Raw genomic sequence first — 18,283 nt, forward strand, 5'->3', positions numbered from 1 at the left:
CCATGCGCTCAGACCTGCGCGTCCAAGTACATGCGAATGAAGGAGTCGTAGTCGATGATGTCGAAGGGGCGCATTAGACGCGTGGCCTGACGCACCTCCTCGCCATCGAAGTTCTCGTCGCTGCCAACGACCAACGCCAACTGAGGGATGTCCGGGAGAACCCCGAGCGCTTTCTGTGCCGCAGCAAGGTTGCCTGTAAAGGCAAAATACTCCTCGTAGTTAGCCAACTGGCGCACGCCGTCATCCACGCTGAAAATGAGACGCCTACGCTTGTGTCCCTTGGCAGTGAGGGACTTCTTATCAAGCAGTGGGAGCTTGAATTCGATGATCTTCCAATCACCGCCCATGGTTCGGAGCAGGACATCCGGCTGGATCGAGACTTCACCTGGGTCTGGATTCCCCTCCACCCAAGGAAGAACGGGCTGGTAAAAAACCAAGTCAGCGTCAAAGACCTTCTCGATCATGTCGCTGTGCTTCTCAAGAAGAGTCGTGATCGTGGTCTCCCCGGCACCCTGGAGATAGAGAGTGGCGAAACCTGCGGCAGCACGTACAGCAGCGGCGTGGCCAGATGAAACAGCCTGCACGCCTACAACTCGCACTCCCTTTGCGGGTGCGATTCGCGCCAGATCTGAGGTGACCTCCGCACTATCCTGCTCGATAGAGGAGGCATACATGAAGTTGATGAGCTTCGGGCGGGCCAATCCGCCGCTCCGACTGGCCAGCATGCAGTTTTCAAACGCCACTGCCTTCAGGCATTCGGCATTAATTGCTAGATGGCTGACTCGGTCGCTCATGCCGAGCAGCGTAGACTGAGCGGCAAACGCTTGCACCCCTGGGAAACGCTTATTCAGTGGACCATCAGGATGCTCACTCATCAGGTTGGCGTCCTTGTACCACATAAATACATTGGTCGACTCCCCGTTCGGGGTCCCCATGATGTAGAGCGTGTCCGCAGTTGGAGTGAAGTTATTAACCACCTGATTGAGAGAGTCGGTGTGACGCTCCTTGATGTGAAACCCCTGGCGCTTACGCATAGCGCCGATTAGCTCGAAAGAGTAGTGCGTATTGGTCTCGGTGTAGAGAATTGTGCTCGGGAACAGAAAGATCCCACCATCGCTTGCCTTCATCTGCCCGCTCGCCATGAGACGGTCAACGATGGCGAAGTGCTTTTCGATGATCGCCTTCGTGGTCTCAATAAACTCGGCGAACGATATCCCCGGCATGGCACCGCACCTCTAGACAATCAAGGACAACCGCTGGGCGGCATGGACCCCAGATTCTACGGACTCGCAGCAGGGCAGGCGGCAAAACAGCTGAACCGGGTCATCCTGCGCTGGCCCGATCAGCGGGCTGGAGCCTGGCGTGATCTACCGAACGCTCACGGGTTGGCTTGAATGGGTCTACTACCGCGCGGCCGGCGGGGACCTTGGAACGGCTGGACCCACACTGCGCCCAAGGGACGCAGTGAAGGAGCCCAACCTACGAGCGCATCCGCGCGCAACTGCTGGGTGTGGAACAGACCAACCGAGGGGGGCGGCTGACAGCGACGTAGGAGTGCCCGACTACCAAGACAACCGCCTTGAACCGATCAGCCCGTGAACGAGGCTGTGGCAGTGGTCATCCTGGGAGGCTTTGCGGTGGGCTCGGTCAGTGCGCCACTCTTGTATTTTTCCGGGGAAATATCGTCGCGGAGCCGCCGCAAGAGAAGTCTATGCGACGCTTCTAGGGTCATGTGAAGAATCCATTCAAACTCCTTATTGACAGGGTTTGAGAGGTCAATCAAGTGCGCACCGGGAATGAACTCACTTCCATGCAGGCGGCCGGAGTGCAATGTACTGCAACGGCGAGCATATGCGGCAGACATCTGCGCTGCTGTTTCGGAGCCCACGGCGAGCTTCAGTGCGTTCTTGAATGAATCTGCGAGTGCATCATTTTGGTCCTGGCCTGAAAGTTCAAGGTAGATGGTTTCGATGGCCGAGACGAATGCAACGAGTCCTAGACTTGGATGATCCTGCCTAAGACGTAGCCCTTCAGCATACATAGATACGGCGGAGCTAATCTTTTTTCGCTTCTTGGCTAGCATCCAAGCAGTGTTGAACCAGTCCGGCAGAGGCCTTTCCCTGCCGGTTGGTGGACTTGCTTGGCCTGTAGGAAATATCGGATCGGCAATCCAAGGAATCGCATCAGGCAGCTCGAAGGTACCAAACTCAAGGGGAAACGGGACTTCGCGGATATCCATGCATGTTTTCCAGGCAACCGAGAGCAGGCCTACCAGCCTGTTCAGCTCTTGCGAAGCCCGCTCACGCGCGTCCCACCAATCGTACCCTTGAGTCTTTCCGTGAACCGTAATCGGATTGGAGACCCAGGGCTGCCAGTCGATGAGTGATCCCGGAACTGGTCGCGCCTCTCGCAATTGCTTGGCTCCGGGCGAGATGCGCAGCCCGTCCAACTTCACGGCTCTATCTAGCAGGATTGGGTTATTGTCTCGTATGATCCCGGGCGTTTGCCCAATCACGGCGACCCACGGGAACGAGTGAGAAGAACGGCCTGCATCCGAGCTGGCTTTTGTGATCACGTCGTCCCAAATTGCAACCTCATGCTCGTCTTGCCCATCTCCAGCAGTTCCGGAGATTGTGTATTCGGCAGCCTCTCCGTCCTGGGTGCGAATGACCAATTTGGCATCGAAGGCCCTGCCTTCAGCGAATAGCTTAGCCTCGATGCACTGCTCGCCGTAGCTTCCCGTCGAGCTCAGATTTACATGGGCTTCGCCTAGGAGCTCTGCTGCGCTCTTTGACAATTGACTTAGCCACTTGCTGCCCTTCTCCTTCCAGTTCACCGGAACTGGCTTATGCTCGCCGAAGGAGGGATGGGGCTCAGGGACGTCATCCGGGACAAGTGACACGCACACCTCACCTTCCGACGCCTTTGCGTCGGCCGCAGCAGTCACGCCCAACGGGCGGTACCCGTCACTCTAAAACGTCCCGTTCATCCTCAGCCACCCTGAATCACAAGTGCCGTACGGCAAGTTGGAGATCATGTGTCAGTAGTCCTGTCGGCGCCAGCAGTACCGCGGGGCGCACTGAACGAGCCCGACCTAGGGGGCTTCGTTTGGATCACAGGGCTGACCACAGGAAGCTAACCCCAACTACCCTGCGATGCCGGAGCCTGCTGGGCGTGGAGCGCGCCGCCGTACACCATGAGCTGCACCCCGAGGCCTGCCAACCGGCTGCATGTTCCAAGGATGAGGGAGCCGACCGATGAGGCGTACGTCGATGGCCTGGTGACTTCCACCCTGAAGCAGTCCCGCCTCTGACATTTGCTGCCGGACGACGGCCACGAGTATCTGCTCGGCCCGTCATGGGTGAGCCCGTGGACTCTGAATTCGCCCGGATGCCACCTGTCGTTTTTGAACTTACGGACCCGCTGACCAGTGGAAACGCTGAAAACGTAACAGGAATCGAGGCCCCGACGTACATGTCATGAGGGCTGGCCCGCTCTCGCCCCCAGCAACAGGAGATGCCCCTCCATGAGCACCCCACGGCCCGTGTCCCTGCAGTGGTACGACAACCGCGGCATGCCTGTTGCGCCGACCTGGGACCGTGCCCATCTGGTGGACAAGGTCATCAACGCATACGCGTTCAACGGCACCGAGCTCGCCCCCGATGTCGTCGACCTTCACCTCGCCGAGGCCGTCGACAAGGCGGCGTGTTCCTTGCTGAGGGACCAGTGGAAAGACGGCTTCCCGGTCGCTGCGTACTCGGAGCTCCTCTCGGCAATCGCCGCCCTGCGGAGTCTTCTTGGCTACGCGCCGACGCCGACGGCTCGGGATGTCCATGACTGGGCCCGTGCCCTGCGCGACATCTCCCACGAGGCGGTCAGGGGCGTTCCGGCGGACCTGCACGAGGTCAGCATCGTCGAGGGCCCGCACCGGGGCGTCGCACTCGCACTGTGGGGGCCGAAGGAAAGTCAGGCCACCGACGCGCTGCCGGGCCCGCCGCTGACCCTGGAATTACCGATCGTGCACGGCGACAGCGTGACCTTGGAGCACGACACCGCCTTCTACTCCCGGCTCAAGAGGCCCAACCTCAACAGCGGGCAGTGGGAATTCTGGCTCGACCGCAGCCACGAGTTCCCGGCGGAAGGCTCGCGCCCGCACATGCTCCCCATCACGCCCGACCAGGGCGGCCGCGCGTGATATCCCTCCCCTCCGCCATCATCTCGTCCCCGGCCGCGGACGCCGCACACGACGCTGCGCACGAGACCGCGGCCTGGTTTCAGCACGGTGCCTACTCGGTGCAGTGCCCGGAGTGTCACGTCCCGGCCGGAGTGCTCTGCCACGCCCCGCGCAACGTGCACGCTGCCCGCCGATGTCTGTATCTGCAGAGTCCGAAGTCCCCCGGCCTGGTGCCGTTCCTCGTGGGACGTGCCCGATGACGGCAATCACCACAGCGGCGCAGGCCGCAAGGAGAGCCGTCTCTTGGGCGACATCCGCTGAAAACGCCGACAAGGCCGCGGGTGACCGCCGCCAGAAGGGCGATCAGTGGGCGTCCCAGCGCGGCGGACTGGGCAACTCCGTTGACTGGTACGAGCGGGCCGAGTCCTACGAGCGGACCCGCGACAAGGCCGTGGCCATGGCGAACATGTGGGCCAGCATCGCCGGAGTCCTCCACCTGGCCGAGCAAGGTGAACGGTCTTGACCGCTCTAGCCGTTGAGGTCCCGGCCGCGCCCCAGTGGTTCGGCCGCCTCGTCGTCCGCGCCGCGGGCCGCCCCCTGCTCCACATCGCGACGGTAGGCGTCATGGCCCCCGCGATGCCGGTGTTCACCGTGCCCCTGGAGTGCGAGCCGGACGCCGAACGGGCGCCAGGCGTAAGGCCGTGGGACGGGCCCGTGACCGAGCCGAGCATCTGCCCGACTTGCCTGTGCTCGCTGCGCGGGGAGCCGGAGCCCGAGCAGCCGCGGCCAGTCCCCGCCGGCTTCGCCGAGGAACTGCCGGAACCCGACCCAGACCGCCGCGGCCGCCGCCTCTGGGCCGTCCCGGACCCGGTGACGTACGCCGAGGCACCCCTACCGACCGAACACGCGCGACGCCCGATCAAGTGGTCGTTGCCGTGGCGGCTGATCCCCGTCATCACTCACTACGACCCCTCGTGTGAGTGGTGCGGCGACCCCGCGCACAGCGAGATGGTCCGTGGGACCCAGGGACACCCTTCGTCCCAGACCGTCCCCCTGCGGCTGTTCCTCGCGCGCCGGTGCACCGCGTGCCAGGAGATGACCGCGTACGAGCAGGTCGGCAGCGACCTTCAGACCATCGCCCACCACAAGTCGCGCGCCCCGAAGGACTGCAACCGATGAGCCCCACCCTCGCCGCCATGGCCAACACAGTTTCCGACACCACCGCACTGGAACAGCACATTTCCCTGATCGCTTGCGGCGAGAACTCCAGATCTGGGACAACCCAGGCCTGCGACCGCCACCGCCACCAGGCCCGCGCCCTGCTCACCATCGCTGCCGAGGGCGCCGCCGACGCCCTCGCCGCGGCGATATGCGGCCACAAGGGGAAATGCGAGCCATGCAGCGCCAAGGCGCTCGAGATCATCCGCGTCTACAACGAAGGGGTTCCACACGAAGCAGTCGTATTCGACCTCGAGGGCGGTCTCATCGACGTCTCCCGCATCCACGCCCTGGCGAACGACGCCTTCAGGTTCCACCGGGCGAGCCTCGGCTGCCCGCCCAACCGCGAAGTCGTGAACGCGGCCCGGTGGGCATACGAGAACGGGAAAGCCGTCCTTGTCATGACGGGCGGGGACCGGCGCCTGGAGCAACTCGTGGCCACGTGGCTGGGGCGGAACGGCGTGCCCGCGACCCTGGTCCTGATGAGGGGCCGCGGCGACTACCGGCCCGGCGCCATAGTGAAGCGGGAACAACTGCGCGCCGCCCACCGCCAGTTCGGCAACCTCACCGCGTGGAGCGCCGACCCGAGCGTGAACCGCCTGTCGGAACAGGAAGGCATCGAAGTCATACCGCTGCCCGGCTACTGGGGTGACGTCGCGTGACGCGTCCAGAGAACCACGAACTCGCCCCCGAGGAACTGTCCAAGCTGCTCGGGGGCGAGTTGCCGTCCACACTGCCGATCGAGGGCTGGCACACGCTGACGCTGCACTGCCAGGTCGACGTGATCGGCCCGTCCGACCGACATCAGGACCTGGTGAAGCTCGACGTCTCGTTCCCCTCAGCCGCGCCCGATCCGCCGTGCAAGCGGTGCCGTGGACGGAAGATCGTCCCCGACTTCAACCAGTGGAATCCGCACACTACGGAGAGCCGAAGCCCGTGCCCTGCCGGAGTGCACCACGTGCAGGGCAACCGCCCTTCACGCCCTCCACAGTGTGCTGCGCTGCGCCCTTCCGGCCGGGCACTACGTCGAGGAGGATCGGCCTACGCCCAAGGCGGACGAGCCGTTCTCCTCCGACATAAGCGGGTGGCACCAGACTGCTGCCCGCCGTGAGGGGACCCGGGCTTGATGGAACGACAAGGCCCACGCGGCGACGCCGCACGACTCCCTGACTGTGCCGTTCCTCGAGCGGCCGATCCATCTCATCCGGCTCAACTGCTCCATGCACTGAGGCTCATTGTTCATCGCTACCGAGAGTCAGGCCGGTAGATTAGTGTATGCGAGCAACTAATATCGGCTCAGCTACAAGTGGCCGATCAAGTAGCGTCGTCCTAAAATCTGAGTATGCAACCGACGGCGGATGTATTCGGTCGATGGTGGAAGGTGTGGACCTTCGCGATCTGGGCATTGACGGGGATCGCCATCGTAGGAGTCATCGTTGGCGCTTCAAGGGACCGCGGATTTTGGTTCACCGAAGTCTGGTCTGTGCAAGCCGCTGCGGTGAGTGTCGGCCTGGTGACTTGGGCAATAGATCTACTACTGCGTTGGGATGTCGGGGACCTTCAGAACCTCGTAGAAACCAATCCAGCCAGGGTTCGTAGACTGGGGTTGAAGGGCCTCGTGATCGGCACGGATGGTCGTGCTTCGACTTCAAAAGTCCAGGTTGTGCTGTGGACTTACTCAGTCCTCTTTGTTTTGGTGTTCCTCCTGTTCTATGGAAATACCTGGGTGAATAGCTCTAAGTCTGACGCTAGCAGAGCTCCGGGCGAGGCCAACGACCTCTTCGACACCGTGATCAGCAGTCAGCTGCAACCGCAGTACTTTGTACTGCTCGGATTTCCACTCGTGGCTGCCCTAGCCGCCAAGGCTCTGACGAGCGCAAAGGTGGCTGATGGCGACTTGGTTAAATCTGACTCCGACAAAGCAGGGTTTGGCCAGGGACTCCGAGAAATAGTGGCCAACGATAAGGGCCAAACCGATCTGCTGGACTTCCAGTACTTCCTGTTCAACCTCGTTACTCTGGCGTATTTCTTCATCAGCTTCTTCACCAGCTTCAAAAATGGTGTACCAGAGCCTGAACTGGAGGGTTTGCCTTCGCTCCCCGAAACGCTCCTAGCACTGTCTGGCGCCTCGGCCGCAACTTATGCTTTCAAGAAAGCGTTGGAGTCCCATCCAGGACCCGTGATCAGTGCAGTGAGCCCAAATGTCATCCCGGTCGGTTGGGAACGGCCAATTGTCATCACTGGTACGGGCCTCTCCGGGTTTAATTCTGAAAGCAGTGAGGGAACTGCGCACAGCATCCTTCTAGACAGTGTGCCGCTGGAGGCAAGTCAATGGACTGCTACTAGTGTGACGGCGCGCATTCGCCCAGGGCAAGGTGCTGCTGGAATCAGACCGAACGCTACGGTGGACTTGATCGTCTATGACGACAATGGTCTGACCTCAGCTGCGTTCAAGGTGAACACCACTGAGTGACAATCGGGAATCCTAGGGAAAACGGTAAGCGAGAGTGTGGAATTGAGATCGTGGCCATGTTTACAGGGTCTCTGTTTAAATCAAGGCTCGGTGAAATGCAACTGGCTCCACAACATTTTCATTCAACGTCGAAGGGTGGCGGCCACCTATGAGCGGGGAATGGATCAGCGTCATTGGGACATGCCTGGGTGCAGTGATCGGCATGGCAGCTGGTGTAGTTCAAGGGCGAGGGACGTATCGGTTGTGGCGCAATCAAGTTCGGCGTGATGCCTACGCATCCTTCGTTGTGTGTGTGCAGAAATACATTGATCAGCTCGACCTAGTCAGGACATCCTTCGGGAATGGTGATCTGGAAAAGGGTCAGGAGCAGTTGCAATTCGCCGATGACACACAGCTAAGGTTCTCGGAGGCTGCGGTTCGGCTGGAGGGGCCTCCGAAACTTGCAGTTGTGTGCCGTGATACGCACGTGGAGACCATGAAATATTACTTGGCCGTCATGGGTGTAGGTACCAACTTGCTCGCTCACCGAACTGAGGGCACGGTAGCCACGGTTGAACGCTGGATCCGTGAGACTGACGAAGGGGCCGTGCTTAACCTTGAGACCCTGGGCACGGAATCGCTTGAACGCCAGGCTCCAATCCCCTCGGCGAAGCTGGCGGCGCTGAAGGTTGAAATGAAGGATGCCCGGTTGAGCTGTGGGCGATCCCTGCAATCATTTGTTGGCAAGGCTCAAGGATATTTGGATCGCCCGAGTCCCTGGGCAGTAGTTCGCAGCCTGTGTCTTCGTCAGCAAAGTGTCGAGTTTAGGCCATAACCAGGCGCTCGGAAGCCTATGGAAAACCCCAGAGCGATCATCCTGCTCGGTCGCGCGCCGGTGCGAGGCGGCAATCAACTGCTTACGAGGCCTATAAATGGAAGGAACTGGCGACGCCCATCACCGTGGGGGTGACGCTTCTCGCGCTTCTCCTGCAGGGACAGGATGAACAAAGCTCCGAACAGTAGTGGGTACCGCGCCGAGCGCCTGATCGTATGAGGCCGAACGTTGCCAAGGCGTAGGAGGGTGACGGACGTCATGACGTCGACCAGCACTCAACGCCCTGTCCGCGAGTGAACTTCGCGAACGGAATCGGGCGGCCCTGGCAGAGGGCTTGCTTCGTACGCGCGTGAGCCTGCTGGATCGGAGGGCCCTGGCCGTCGGCCGGGGCCCTTGTCGTGTCCGTGTCGTAGGTTCGTGCGATGATCCCGCGTCATGGGGAGACACATCTTAGGGAAGACGGTCGGCGCGCTGTTCTTGGCCGCGACCATGGCGGCCATGAGCGGCTGCAACAGCTCGAGCGGCGAGGATACGACGAAGCTGGCCGCGAAGGCGAAGGTAGTGGACCTGGGGGAAGCCGCCATCACGTTCCAGGCCGCGGTGACTAAGTTCGACGAGGAAGGCGGCTGCCTCGAAAAGGCACCGGGGACGTGTTGGGAGCAGATGCAGGCGCTGATGAAGTCGGCACGCGACCTGCGGAAGTTGGCGAACACGGACAAGGACACGGGGGTGGAGTTCTGGTCGGAGGCGTACGCCCTGATCGACACCATGGAGGACGGCATCGCGGTGGGGAAAGACAAGGGAGCCACGGCCGTTGGTACGAACCGGCCGGACGTCCTCGGTTCCGCCCACGACCTGTCGGAATGGCTCGACAAGAACCCCGTCGCGTAGCGGTTCCTGGGCTAACAGGGTTAACCCGCCGGGGAGTTGATCCCGCAGGCGCCGCCGGGGTCCGTACGGCGCGTATTGTCGGCGGCGGTTGAATCCTGACCCGGTGTGGGCGGTCGAGTTCTGACCCACCGGGTCTGGTTGCTGGTGTTCAGTCGGTGTCGTGTGTGGCGGTGGGGACGCGTCCGAGTTGGCGTCCGCGCATGCGGTAGGAGTCGCCTTTGAGGGAGTGGACCTCGGCGTGGTGGACGAGGCGGTCGATCATGGCGGCGGCCACGGTCTCGTCGCCGAAGACCTCGCCCCAGCGTCCGAAGGGTTTGTTGCTCGTGACGATCACGGACGCGCGTTCGTATCTGTTCGAGATGAGCTGGAAGAACAGGTTCGCGGCCTCGGATTCGAAGGGGATGTAGCCGACCTCGTCGATCACGATCAGCGGATAGCGGGACAGTTTGGTGAGCTCGGCCTGGAGGTGTCCGGCGTGGTGGGCGGCGGCCAGGCGGTCGACCCATTCGGCGGCGGTGGCGAACGCGACCCGGTGGCCGGCCTGGCAGGCGCGGACCGCGAGTCCGATCGCCAGGTGTGTCTTCCCGGTTCCCGGCGGTCCCAGAAAAACGGCGTTCTCCTTGCCGGTGATGAAGTCCAACGTGCCCAGATGTGCGAGCTGTTGGCGCGTTATGCCGCGCAGATGGGTGATGTCGAGTTCCTCGATCGTCTTGATCGCGGGGAAGCGGGCGGTGCGGATGCGGGCCTCGCCGCCGTGGGACTCACGGGCGGAGACCTCCCGCTGGAGGCAGGCGACGAGGAACTCGGTGTGCGTCCAGGTCTCCTTCAGGGCGCGTTCGGCCAGGCGTTCAGCGGCGTCCAGCAGGGCCGGGGCCTTCATCGCCCGGGCCAGGAAGGACAGGTCGGCTGCGGTCTGACGGCCGGTCCGGGACGCCGCCGCGGCGGGGGTCTTGGTGGTGGCGGGCATCAGGAGACCTCCGGATCATCGGCCTGGCCGCCGCCCTCGATGAGGGTGAACATGCGGTCATAGGAGTCGAGCTGGCGTTGTTCGACCTCGACGACATCGGCTGCGGTGGCGGCGTTGTGCCGGCGGGCGGCCTGGGCCCGGGAGGCGTGGTGGTGGCGGTAGTCGCCGCGCAGAACGGCGGCGGCGCGGGCATGGACCGGGTCGGTGATGGTCTGCTGCTTGGCCCAGCACCGTGGATGGCGGGCGACCTCAGCCCCGCCGGGGGCGAGGGTCACGACGACCTCGTCGGTGTCGGTGCGGACCTGGACTTTCTTGCCGATGGCCAGGGGGTGCACGGAGTAGTCGCAGGTGTCGACGCGGATGTAGTGGTCGCGGCCGATGCGGGTGGCGAAACGCCACCAGCGCGGTGGGTCGACCGGCGGCAGGGTGAGCATCTGGGCCCGGTCGGCTTCCCACCGGTCGACGGGGCGGGCGCCCAGGGTGCGGTGCTGGCGCCGGTTGGCGATGGCCAGCCAGGTGGTCAGCTGGGTGGTGAAGTCGTCGGGGCCGGTGAAGGTGCGGCCGGGCAGGAAGCTGGTCTCCAGGTATCCGTTGGCCCTCTCCACGAGCCCTTTCGCTTCTGGATCGCGGGGTCTGCAGAGGTGGATCCGGGTGGCGAGCAGGCCCGCGAAGGCGGCGAAGTCGCCGGTCACCTTGCCGCGGCCGATGCCGGCCTCGTTGTCCCAGACCAGCATCCGCGGGACAGCGTTCCAGCCGGTCAGCAGCTTCCAGTGCCCGTCGATCAGGTCTCCGGTGGTGCGGGTGGGCAGCATCCGCGCGGCGATGATCCGCGAGTAGCCGGACACCATCACCAGCACCGGAGGACGGCCGGACTGCCCGTAACCGAGCGGGACGTCGACGGGTGGGAACCACAGGTCGCACTGGGCCAGCTCGCCGGGCTGATAGGTGGTGCGTGAGACCGGGTCGACGGGCAGATAGGCGGGCCGCAGCTCGCGTACGCGTTCCTTGAAGACGGTCATCCCGCGGTCCCAGCCGATCCGCTCGGCGATCACGGTCGCGGGCATCGTCGGGGTCTGCTTCAACAGCTCCCGGATCTGTGGCTCGACCGTGTCGACCGCCGAGCCCTTCGCCGGCCGGGAGTAGACCGGCGGCCGGTCGGTGGCCAGGGCCCGCTTCACAGTGTTCTTCGAGATGCCCAGCTGCCGGGCGATCGCCCTGATCGGCATCTGCTCGGCCCGGTGCAGCCTGCGGATCTCTGCCCAGTCCTCCACGGAAATCACCCTCTTCTCCTGACCTTCGATCAAGATCAGGTTGGTCAGAAGACCACGAAGTGGGTCAGTTTTGATCCGCCGTCAGAGGGTCACGATTCACCCGTCGCCGACACGTATGGGCCCCGGAGACGTCCCCTGACCCCTAGGGGTGTGACCGAGGTCACGCGCCACTGGCTGAGATTCTTTGCTGTTAGGTCCGCCTGCCGTGACCGAGAGGAGAACGTCCATCACTCCTGGCAGAAAGGCCCCGTGAGTTCCGACATGCAGCAGCGTAGATCGTCCGACATCACACGTGGTGCGTCAGTGCTCCTGAAGTACCGCAGCATGCCTCTTGAGCCGGAAGGTGAGGGTATCCGAATCACCCCTCACGGGGATCAGACGGATCTCTCAAACCCGTCGAGCAGTTCAACAGCTCTAATGCACTTCGTTCTCATGCAGACCCAGTTGTTCCCGGTGGAGGCCTCAATGGTCTCCCGCCGCCTTGTGCTCCCGCGCAGCGAGCGATGGGACGAGGCCATGGATACGGCACTACTGGGCAACTGGAATGACCCGCTGTGGGAAACAGGAAGGCTGTCGGCGTCAGCGTTGGGCGCTCTCAAGGCGGAAGCTCGATCTGTGCACCGGCAGTTGGTGCCGCTGTGGCGGCGTGGCACGCGGTATGGGCGTGTGCTGTCCCTCGATGCCGCACTCGGCGACGGTCTGGCGCTGTATGACTTGGTCGGGGCTGACCTCGATCTGCTGGGGCGAGTGGCTGGTGGCGTGTTCGAAGACGAGCGGCTCAACGCTGTCCTGCGCGGCTTGGACGAGGCCGAACTCAAGACCGTCTTTGCGCTCGCCTCGGGTGAGGGAGAGACTTGGACGGAATCCGCAGCCGTCGCCGGTGCCACCGACCCGACGGCCTTCGGCGAACGGGTCCGCCGTAAAGCCCAGCGGCTGGCCGATGAGCAACGTCGCCGGCAGCAACTGCGCCGAGTTGGCGGTCAGGTACCGGTCCAACCGATTCCGCGGTGAGCCGCATGAACGGGCCGATCGACCTCCGTACAGCGGTGATGCTGCTCGCGGGCTGCGGGACAACCTACATGGCCTTCCGGTACCCCACCTTCGGGACGGCCCTCGTGGTCGGAATCGCAACCATCACTCTGCTCCACATCCTCCTGGAGGAGCGGTGACTGAGTAACGGGCATCCTCGCCATCGGGAACGTCCCGTCACCTACCACTTGGCGGCGGGATACTCATCGAGCACCTCTACGTTTACTCCGAGGGCGCCACCAACGCAGAGATCATCACCGCCCACCGGTTCGTACCCGACGGCCTGATCCCACCTGTACCGCAGGGTCGATGGAGCTTCTTCCGTCGGCCCCGCGGCTTTGCCTGGCGTGACCAGATGTGACGGACCTGCCTGTTCGTTCGGGCTCCACGCGTAGCTGTGCCCGGGTGAGAGGAGCTCTGGTTTTGGAGGAGTCCTAACACGGGCGGCGTCGTCGAATATGGTGGTCGTTAGCCCCGGTACTGCATCCCCCGTCGGTACCGGGGTCTTTCACGTGCCGTCAGCCGGTGGCGTAGTCATGCTGGATTCGGTCGACATGGCCGGCGATGGTGTCGGCGGCCTTTTCCAGGGCGATGAAGAACGGGTCGTACGCCGCGCTGAGGACCGCGTCTCGCAGGAAGTCGTCGACGGACTTACCCGCGGCCGCCGCGGCGATCTGCACCTGGTTCTGCTCGGTGTCCGTCAGAGGCACTGTGAGGACTTGGGTCTGGGCGACGTCCATGTGGGGACCGTACCAGCGCCCTGGAGACTGTCAGACGCTTCTCGGGGCTGATCTTGGAGGTGGCCCACCATTCCCGTGACGTGGACCGACTAGTTGAGCAGTCCGCGGCGGCGCGGTTGGTTGATCGGCTCGGGCTCGTACAGGGCCAGGAGGATCGCCTCGGCACGGTCGGGGGACTTCATGCCGCGCCCTGTCATCTGCTTCTTAGACTCGATGACGGAGTAGCCGCCCGCGTTCGACAGGAGCTTCGGCGTGGAGAGCTGCGCCGTTGACTTCTTGTCGATCCGGTAGCGCAGGCGGCCGTGGCCGGTGGACGGGTCGGGCTGCAGGAGACTGCGGGTGGCGAGCCACATCTCGTCACGCTTGCGGTAGGGCCGCATGACGGCGCCCGGGTCGTCCTGGGTGGGATTCTCGGACACCATCACGCCGACGATCTGCGCCTTGTGTCGTCCGTTCTCGCCCCAGCGTTCGAGCATGGACACCACGCCGTGGCCGATGCCGTTCTTGTCGACCTTGACGCGGACGGGGTGCGGGGAGCGCAGGGCGTCCGCGAGACGCTGTGCTGCGTGGATCTCATCGAGGACCTTCTCCGCGACCTTGACCTGGTTGTCGTTGGCGGCGCCGGCGCTCGCGTGCCGGTTCTCGATGACGTTGCCGATGGAACGGGCGATGGCGAATTCGTCGCCACCGTCGGCGGCGACGTCGGCACCCAAGCGGACCCAGGCGCCTTCTTTCACGGTGTGGGTGGCGGTCTCGTCGTCCAGGCCGAGGTCGCAGAGGCGGTGCCAGCCGGGCCCGGTGGGGTCTTCGGCGTTGGTGGCGTCTTCGATCCAGGTGGGTGGGATGACGAGGCCTCCGCCTCCCTTCGGGAACTTTGCGTAGACCTTGGCGACGACGTACGGGTGATCGGGGCCGTAGGCGCGGATCGTGCGGTCGACCCAGTCCTGGTCCGGCATGTGCCGGCTCAGGGTGTGCATGTCGTTCGGGTTGGGCGGGCAGTCCGTGCAGTACGGCACTCGCTCGCCCGTGATCGCCGGGGAGGTGAGGGAGGAGATCGGGATAGTGACGGTGGTCGGTTCCTCAGGGTCGTCGCCCTCGGTGCATAGTTCCTCGAACCAGCTCGCCGGGTCATCCATGGCGGGGTTGCCGATCGCCAACATCGCAGCGTGTCCGCCGGTCAGGAGGTTGTTCGTGCCGTGACCAATGCTCGGCGCGATACCGCCGGCCTCGTCGACGATCAGCAGGATGTGGGCCATGTGGATGCCCTGCATGGCCGCTTCATCGTTCGCTGGTGCTGAGAAGCCGTATGCGGCGACGAAGTCGTGCCCCTGGGGGGTGGGCATCTTGTACTGGACCGTGTCGCAGGAGCCGGGCAGGCCTGCGCGGGGGACGACCTTGCGGATGTGGGGCCAGAGCAGCCGCTGTACCTGACGGAAGCGGGTCGCGGTGGTGATGCACAGGGCGGTGCCGACCGGGTAGACGTTGACGAACCACACGGCGGCACGCGCGGCAAGGTGGGTCTTGCCGACGCCGAAGCCGGCTGGGACGGCGACGCGCTTGTGGTCGACGAGCGCGTCCAGGACGTCGCGCTGCAGGCTCCATATGGACTCGCCGAGGACGTCCTCCACGAAACCCGAAGGGCTGTCCCGCCACAGGCCGTACAAGGAGCCGGTGACTCGCTCGACCTCCCGCATGACGTACGACCGTTCGCGGGCGCTGATGTCTTGCTTGAAGGCGCGGCGTCGGGCGGCGACCGGGGCACGGAGCAGTATGTCGGCGACGTTGGAGGCGTCGCGGGAGATGACGCCGGGCTGGCGGGCGCGCTGCAGCTCCTGGCGTGAGGGGGCCACGCGAAGGTGAGATGAGGGCTGCGTGCGGGACATGCCGGGAAAGGTGCAGTCCGCGGGGATCTATTGTCGCGGCCTGGCCGAACAGTCCATGCCCAGACCGTCGGCCAGGCCGCGGATCCGGCACTGTCCTACAGGAGACGCCACCCGGGGAACGGGATCGTCGGTGTGCGTGCCGGAAGTCTTGCCGGGGGCGGCCTGCTCCGGGGAGGTGGAGCAGGCCGCCCCCGGTCTCAGGGGGTGTGGCTGGAGTGCTTTCCCCGGGAGAGATCGGGGTCAGCTAGCCAGCTGCACTGTGTAGTACGTCAGGGACCGGATTCTGTTACGCCTTGTCGACGGTCGGGGGCTGCGTGGTCCAGAAGTCCGTGATCAGGAGCGGGAAACCGGGCTGATACGGGGTACACAGGATCTGCTCCTGGAGGCGTCGGAGGTAGTCGCGCGAGAGGGGCGGCCTCGGAGGGCCGCCCTCGAACGGCCACACGGTCTCGGGCGTGATCTCCTCGAACGGCTTACCTGCGGCGACCCACTTGTCGATGGCCTCTCGGGCGGCCTTCCTAGCTCGGGCGAGGTCCTCGGCACTCAGAGCCGGGGAGGTGAACGCGAACACGCTGGACCCCTTGCCGCTGCTGTCGGTGTCCCAACCGAGGGTGGCCTCGATGCGCCGGGCCTGCCGGATGAGCTCGATCAGTGCGGCGACGGTGGAGCAGTCGGGGCACTCGCACCTCCCGGCCGTCGGCGCAGTGGACTCGCCGGTGGGCTGGGGCTGTTCAGCGGCGGAGGCGTTGTAGGCGGTGATGATGTCCTGTTCCTCCTCCGCCCGGGATATCGCCCGGCGGAAGACCTCCATGTCCCCCTCGATGGCGGCCCGTTCGTCTGCGGTGAGCCGGAACCAGGGCGGAAGCTCGCGGCCCCCGCTCTCGGCGATCAGGCGCCGGGTCTCGTAGAGGTGGCGTGTCAGGTTCGGTGGGAGCATCGTGCGTCTGGGCATGGAAGATCGCGTTGTCATGGCCGGGGGAACGTCAGACGGCCGGGATCTGTGACACCCCTCTGCCGCTGCTTCTGCACCAGGTCTTGCTCGAGGCTTAGCGATCACCGGTACGCGCCGATGCCTGAGCGAAGCGAAGGCATCGGAACCTTACGTAATGGTGATACTTGATCTTGTTACTAAAGGGGCCCAGCCTTCCGGAAGCCGGAACTCCGGCGCCCCGTAAACCGGCGACCGGAAACCCGTCTCCGGCGACCGGGGACCGGAAACCCGTCTCCGGTCTGACCAGCGGTGGGGCAACAAGAAGACCGGCCCCTGATGGAACTGGGGCCGGTCATTGTCGGGCGGGCGGTGCCTTACAGGCCGTGGCGTTTTCGGGCCGTTGCCCGCTGCTTGTAGATCAGGTTCCGCTCGACGCCGGCGTGTTCGGCGATCTGCTCGGGCTTCCAGTCGTAGGGCTTCTGCGACAGGGCGAGCACTGCCTCCTGCATGTAGCGCACGGCGACGTCGCGGCGGTGCCGCGCCGCGTACACGATCGGAGCCGTTTCGAGGAGCTTCGCCTCGGGGTTGGGGATACGCGGGATGCCTGCCTGCTCGGCGGCCTGGACGAGCTCGTCGTTCGACTTGGCGTCCGGCAGCGGGTGCCGCTTGTCGCCGAACAGCAGGCGGGCGAGCGCGTTCCGGTAACCCATGTTTGTGAGCCCTGCGGTCTTGGACAGGCCAAGGTATTGCTCGTAGAACCACAGGTGCGCGAGCGCCTGATCCCGCTCGTCCAGGTGCAAGGCGATCTCCGCGTCGGCCTGCTCGAGGATGCGGGAGGCTTTCACGATCAGGGTGTCGGGCCGGGCGCTGGCCACCAGGTCCTCGGGCCGGTGCAGGCCGAGCTCCTCGAGGACCTGCTTCTCGGCGTCCTCGGCGATCTTGGCGTAGTCCGGGGCCTTGATGCGCGGTCTGTAGTTGATCCCAGCCTTGGGCATGGTGACTGTTCTCCGTCCAACTTCGGCGCGACTCGTGCGCCATGCGCGGTGACTGGGACAGTCCCATGCCGCCACATCGAAAGAACAGTACACCAAGGGAAATTCCCTTGTCAGGGATGCCGTGGCCGCACGGGCACTGACCTGCAGCGGAGCGCGGCGAACGCGACACCACCCAGGACGAGGACGTAGCCGCTCCCGTCGTTGACGTACTTCTGCCCGAGAGCTGGGTTACCGGGGGTGTCGGTCGTCGCGATCCGGCCGAAGCCGAGGTTCGGGCCCTGCGGAATCCGAGTGGTCCACAGCCGGAACGGTCCCAGGCGCAGATGCCGCGGTGCGCGGATGCGGCGCTGCAGCGTGATGCGCGGGCTCATCGGGCGGCCGCCACGGTCGTGGAACGGACGCCGTCCGGGGTAAGCCGATACTCGCGGCCATCGGCGTACATCACCAGGACCTCGCCGGGGAGCTGCGGCCGGCGCACCTTCCAACCGGCCGCGTAGGACTCCCGCGGATTGTCCTCGAACCAGCCGTTGCACACGGTGCACACGAGAAGCAGGTTGTGGGCCTGGTTGATCCACTCCTCCCGTGCGCCGCCCATGCCGCGGTTCACGCGGTGGTGGATCGTCAGGGACTCCAGGGTCCCGCAGCGGACGCACGCGCCGCCGTCGCGGTCGCGGACGATCGCCTTCACCACGTCGGTGGGCCCGGTTCGCCGTCGTGCCTTCACAGCACTGGTCTCCTCGCCTGCCCCGGGCGCCGGGCCGCAGTGGTCACGGCCCTGGTGGGCGCGCCCGAGACGAGGTGGGGAGAGTGGACGGCGGCTGGGCCTTACGTCGCACGGTGGAGCGCGCGGCGGCTCGACTTCGGGAGGAGATCCCCAAGGACAGGGCCGGGCGTGGT

At 64.5% G+C, this 18,283-nt stretch carries 19 protein-coding genes; 9 read left to right on the top strand and 10 right to left on the bottom strand.

From position 1 onward, the window contains the following. Positions 1-8 precede the first annotated feature (8 nt). Together ACW4TU_RS41335 and ACW4TU_RS41340 are read right to left on the bottom strand one after the other, a co-directional pair. Complete coding sequence (locus tag ACW4TU_RS41335) at positions 9-1,223, bottom strand: Shedu immune nuclease family protein (RefSeq protein WP_457422042.1); 1,215 nt, start codon at positions 1,221-1,223, stop codon at positions 9-11. A gap of 365 nt (positions 1,224-1,588) precedes the next feature. Next, positions 1,589-2,836, bottom strand: a complete 1,248-nt coding sequence (locus ACW4TU_RS41340) for a hypothetical protein (RefSeq protein ID WP_457422044.1) — start codon at positions 2,834-2,836, stop codon at positions 1,589-1,591. Positions 2,837-3,526: 690 nt separating this feature from the next. On the opposite strand from ACW4TU_RS41340, the gene ACW4TU_RS41345 reads away from it, so the two are divergent. The 7 genes from ACW4TU_RS41345 to ACW4TU_RS41375 all read left to right on the top strand — a co-directional run bounded on the left by ACW4TU_RS41345 (position 3,527) and on the right by ACW4TU_RS41375 (position 9,570). Next, positions 3,527-4,195 (top strand): hypothetical protein, encoded by a 669-nt coding sequence (locus ACW4TU_RS41345; protein WP_457422046.1) that lies wholly within the window; start codon positions 3,527-3,529, stop codon positions 4,193-4,195. Between the two features lie 235 nt (positions 4,196-4,430). Continuing rightward, positions 4,431-4,697, top strand: coding sequence for a hypothetical protein (locus ACW4TU_RS41350; protein WP_457422048.1), 267 nt, complete (start codon positions 4,431-4,433; stop codon positions 4,695-4,697). After that, a complete protein-coding gene (locus tag ACW4TU_RS41355; RefSeq protein WP_457422050.1) occupies positions 4,694-5,353 on the top strand; it encodes a hypothetical protein in 660 nt (219 codons plus the stop codon). The genes ACW4TU_RS41350 and ACW4TU_RS41355 overlap by 4 nt, the downstream gene beginning before the upstream one ends. A 17-nt stretch (positions 5,354-5,370) precedes the next feature. Then, the gene (locus ACW4TU_RS41360; protein WP_457422052.1) at positions 5,371-6,054 is read left to right on the top strand and encodes an HAD family hydrolase; all 684 of its coding nucleotides are present in this window, start codon (positions 5,371-5,373) and stop codon (positions 6,052-6,054) included. Between the two features lie 680 nt (positions 6,055-6,734). Beyond that, entirely contained in the window at positions 6,735-7,865 is a 1,131-nt protein-coding gene (locus ACW4TU_RS41365; RefSeq protein WP_457422054.1) for an IPT/TIG domain-containing protein, read from the top strand. A gap of 148 nt (positions 7,866-8,013) precedes the next feature. After that, positions 8,014-8,679 (top strand): hypothetical protein, encoded by a 666-nt coding sequence (locus ACW4TU_RS41370; RefSeq protein WP_457422056.1) that lies wholly within the window; start codon positions 8,014-8,016, stop codon positions 8,677-8,679. Positions 8,680-9,114: 435 nt separating this feature from the next. Further along, the gene (locus ACW4TU_RS41375; protein ID WP_457422058.1) at positions 9,115-9,570 is read left to right on the top strand and encodes a hypothetical protein; all 456 of its coding nucleotides are present in this window, start codon (positions 9,115-9,117) and stop codon (positions 9,568-9,570) included. Between the two features lie 148 nt (positions 9,571-9,718). Here the strand turns inward: ACW4TU_RS41375 and istB are convergent, their stop codons facing one another. Both istB and istA read right to left on the bottom strand, forming a co-directional pair. Continuing rightward, entirely contained in the window at positions 9,719-10,537 is an 819-nt protein-coding gene (gene istB, locus ACW4TU_RS41380) for an IS21-like element helper ATPase IstB (RefSeq protein ID WP_457417023.1), read from the bottom strand. After that, positions 10,537-11,817, bottom strand: a complete 1,281-nt coding sequence (gene istA / locus ACW4TU_RS41385; protein ID WP_457417022.1) for an IS21 family transposase — start codon at positions 11,815-11,817, stop codon at positions 10,537-10,539. Before istA ends, istB begins: the two co-directional genes overlap by 1 nt. Positions 11,818-12,240: 423 nt before the next feature. Between istA and ACW4TU_RS41390 the strand changes: the two genes are divergently transcribed. After that, positions 12,241-12,819, top strand: coding sequence for a hypothetical protein (locus ACW4TU_RS41390; protein ID WP_457422060.1), 579 nt, complete (start codon positions 12,241-12,243; stop codon positions 12,817-12,819). A 5-nt stretch (positions 12,820-12,824) separates the two neighbouring features. Continuing rightward, positions 12,825-12,977, top strand: coding sequence for a hypothetical protein (locus ACW4TU_RS41395; RefSeq protein ID WP_457422062.1), 153 nt, complete (start codon positions 12,825-12,827; stop codon positions 12,975-12,977). 378 nt (positions 12,978-13,355) lie between these two features. On the opposite strand, the gene ACW4TU_RS41400 is transcribed toward ACW4TU_RS41395, so the two are convergent. The 6 genes from ACW4TU_RS41400 to ACW4TU_RS41425 form a co-directional block, all read right to left on the bottom strand. Further along, positions 13,356-13,577: a plasmid mobilization protein gene (locus tag ACW4TU_RS41400; protein ID WP_457422064.1), complete on the bottom strand. Its 222-nt coding sequence runs from the start codon at positions 13,575-13,577 to the stop codon at positions 13,356-13,358. A gap of 89 nt (positions 13,578-13,666) precedes the next feature. After that, positions 13,667-15,427, bottom strand: a complete 1,761-nt coding sequence (locus ACW4TU_RS41405) for a hypothetical protein (RefSeq protein ID WP_457422066.1) — start codon at positions 15,425-15,427, stop codon at positions 13,667-13,669. Between the two features lie 319 nt (positions 15,428-15,746). Continuing rightward, the gene (locus ACW4TU_RS41410; RefSeq protein WP_457422068.1) at positions 15,747-16,412 is read right to left on the bottom strand and encodes a hypothetical protein; all 666 of its coding nucleotides are present in this window, start codon (positions 16,410-16,412) and stop codon (positions 15,747-15,749) included. Positions 16,413-16,765: 353 nt separating this feature from the next. Then, positions 16,766-17,386, bottom strand: a complete 621-nt coding sequence (locus ACW4TU_RS41415) for a hypothetical protein (RefSeq protein ID WP_457422069.1) — start codon at positions 17,384-17,386, stop codon at positions 16,766-16,768. A gap of 110 nt (positions 17,387-17,496) precedes the next feature. Next, positions 17,497-17,757 carry a hypothetical protein gene (locus ACW4TU_RS41420; protein WP_457422071.1) on the bottom strand — a complete coding sequence of 87 codons (261 nt, stop codon included), beginning with the start codon at positions 17,755-17,757 and terminating at the stop codon, positions 17,497-17,499. After that, on the bottom strand, positions 17,754-18,110 hold the full coding sequence (locus tag ACW4TU_RS41425) for an HNH endonuclease (RefSeq protein ID WP_457422073.1): 357 nt from the start codon (positions 18,108-18,110) through the stop codon (positions 17,754-17,756). Before ACW4TU_RS41425 ends, ACW4TU_RS41420 begins: the two co-directional genes overlap by 4 nt. Positions 18,111-18,283: the final 173 nt, after the last annotated feature.

Source organism: Streptomyces kryoterrae (assembly GCF_054072135.1).

Coding starts and splice junctions, on each gene's coding strand:
- ACW4TU_RS41335 (WP_457422042.1), bottom strand. CDS start 1,223: ATGCCGGGGATATCGTTCGCCGAGTTTATTGAGACCACGAAGGCGATC.
- ACW4TU_RS41345 (WP_457422046.1), top strand. CDS start 3,527: ATGAGCACCCCACGGCCCGTGTCCCTGCAGTGGTACGACAACCGCGGC.
- ACW4TU_RS41350 (WP_457422048.1), top strand. CDS start 4,431: ATGACGGCAATCACCACAGCGGCGCAGGCCGCAAGGAGAGCCGTCTCT.
- ACW4TU_RS41360 (WP_457422052.1), top strand. CDS start 5,371: ATGGCCAACACAGTTTCCGACACCACCGCACTGGAACAGCACATTTCC.
- ACW4TU_RS41365 (WP_457422054.1), top strand. CDS start 6,735: ATGCAACCGACGGCGGATGTATTCGGTCGATGGTGGAAGGTGTGGACC.
- ACW4TU_RS41370 (WP_457422056.1), top strand. CDS start 8,014: ATGAGCGGGGAATGGATCAGCGTCATTGGGACATGCCTGGGTGCAGTG.
- ACW4TU_RS41375 (WP_457422058.1), top strand. CDS start 9,115: ATGGGGAGACACATCTTAGGGAAGACGGTCGGCGCGCTGTTCTTGGCC.
- istB (WP_457417023.1), bottom strand. CDS start 10,537: ATGCCCGCCACCACCAAGACCCCCGCCGCGGCGGCGTCCCGGACCGGC.
- ACW4TU_RS41390 (WP_457422060.1), top strand. CDS start 12,241: ATGCAGACCCAGTTGTTCCCGGTGGAGGCCTCAATGGTCTCCCGCCGC.
- ACW4TU_RS41395 (WP_457422062.1), top strand. CDS start 12,825: ATGAACGGGCCGATCGACCTCCGTACAGCGGTGATGCTGCTCGCGGGC.
- ACW4TU_RS41400 (WP_457422064.1), bottom strand. CDS start 13,577: ATGGACGTCGCCCAGACCCAAGTCCTCACAGTGCCTCTGACGGACACC.
- ACW4TU_RS41410 (WP_457422068.1), bottom strand. CDS start 16,412: ATGCCCAGACGCACGATGCTCCCACCGAACCTGACACGCCACCTCTAC.
- ACW4TU_RS41415 (WP_457422069.1), bottom strand. CDS start 17,386: ATGCCCAAGGCTGGGATCAACTACAGACCGCGCATCAAGGCCCCGGAC.
- ACW4TU_RS41420 (WP_457422071.1), bottom strand. CDS start 17,757: ATGAGCCCGCGCATCACGCTGCAGCGCCGCATCCGCGCACCGCGGCAT.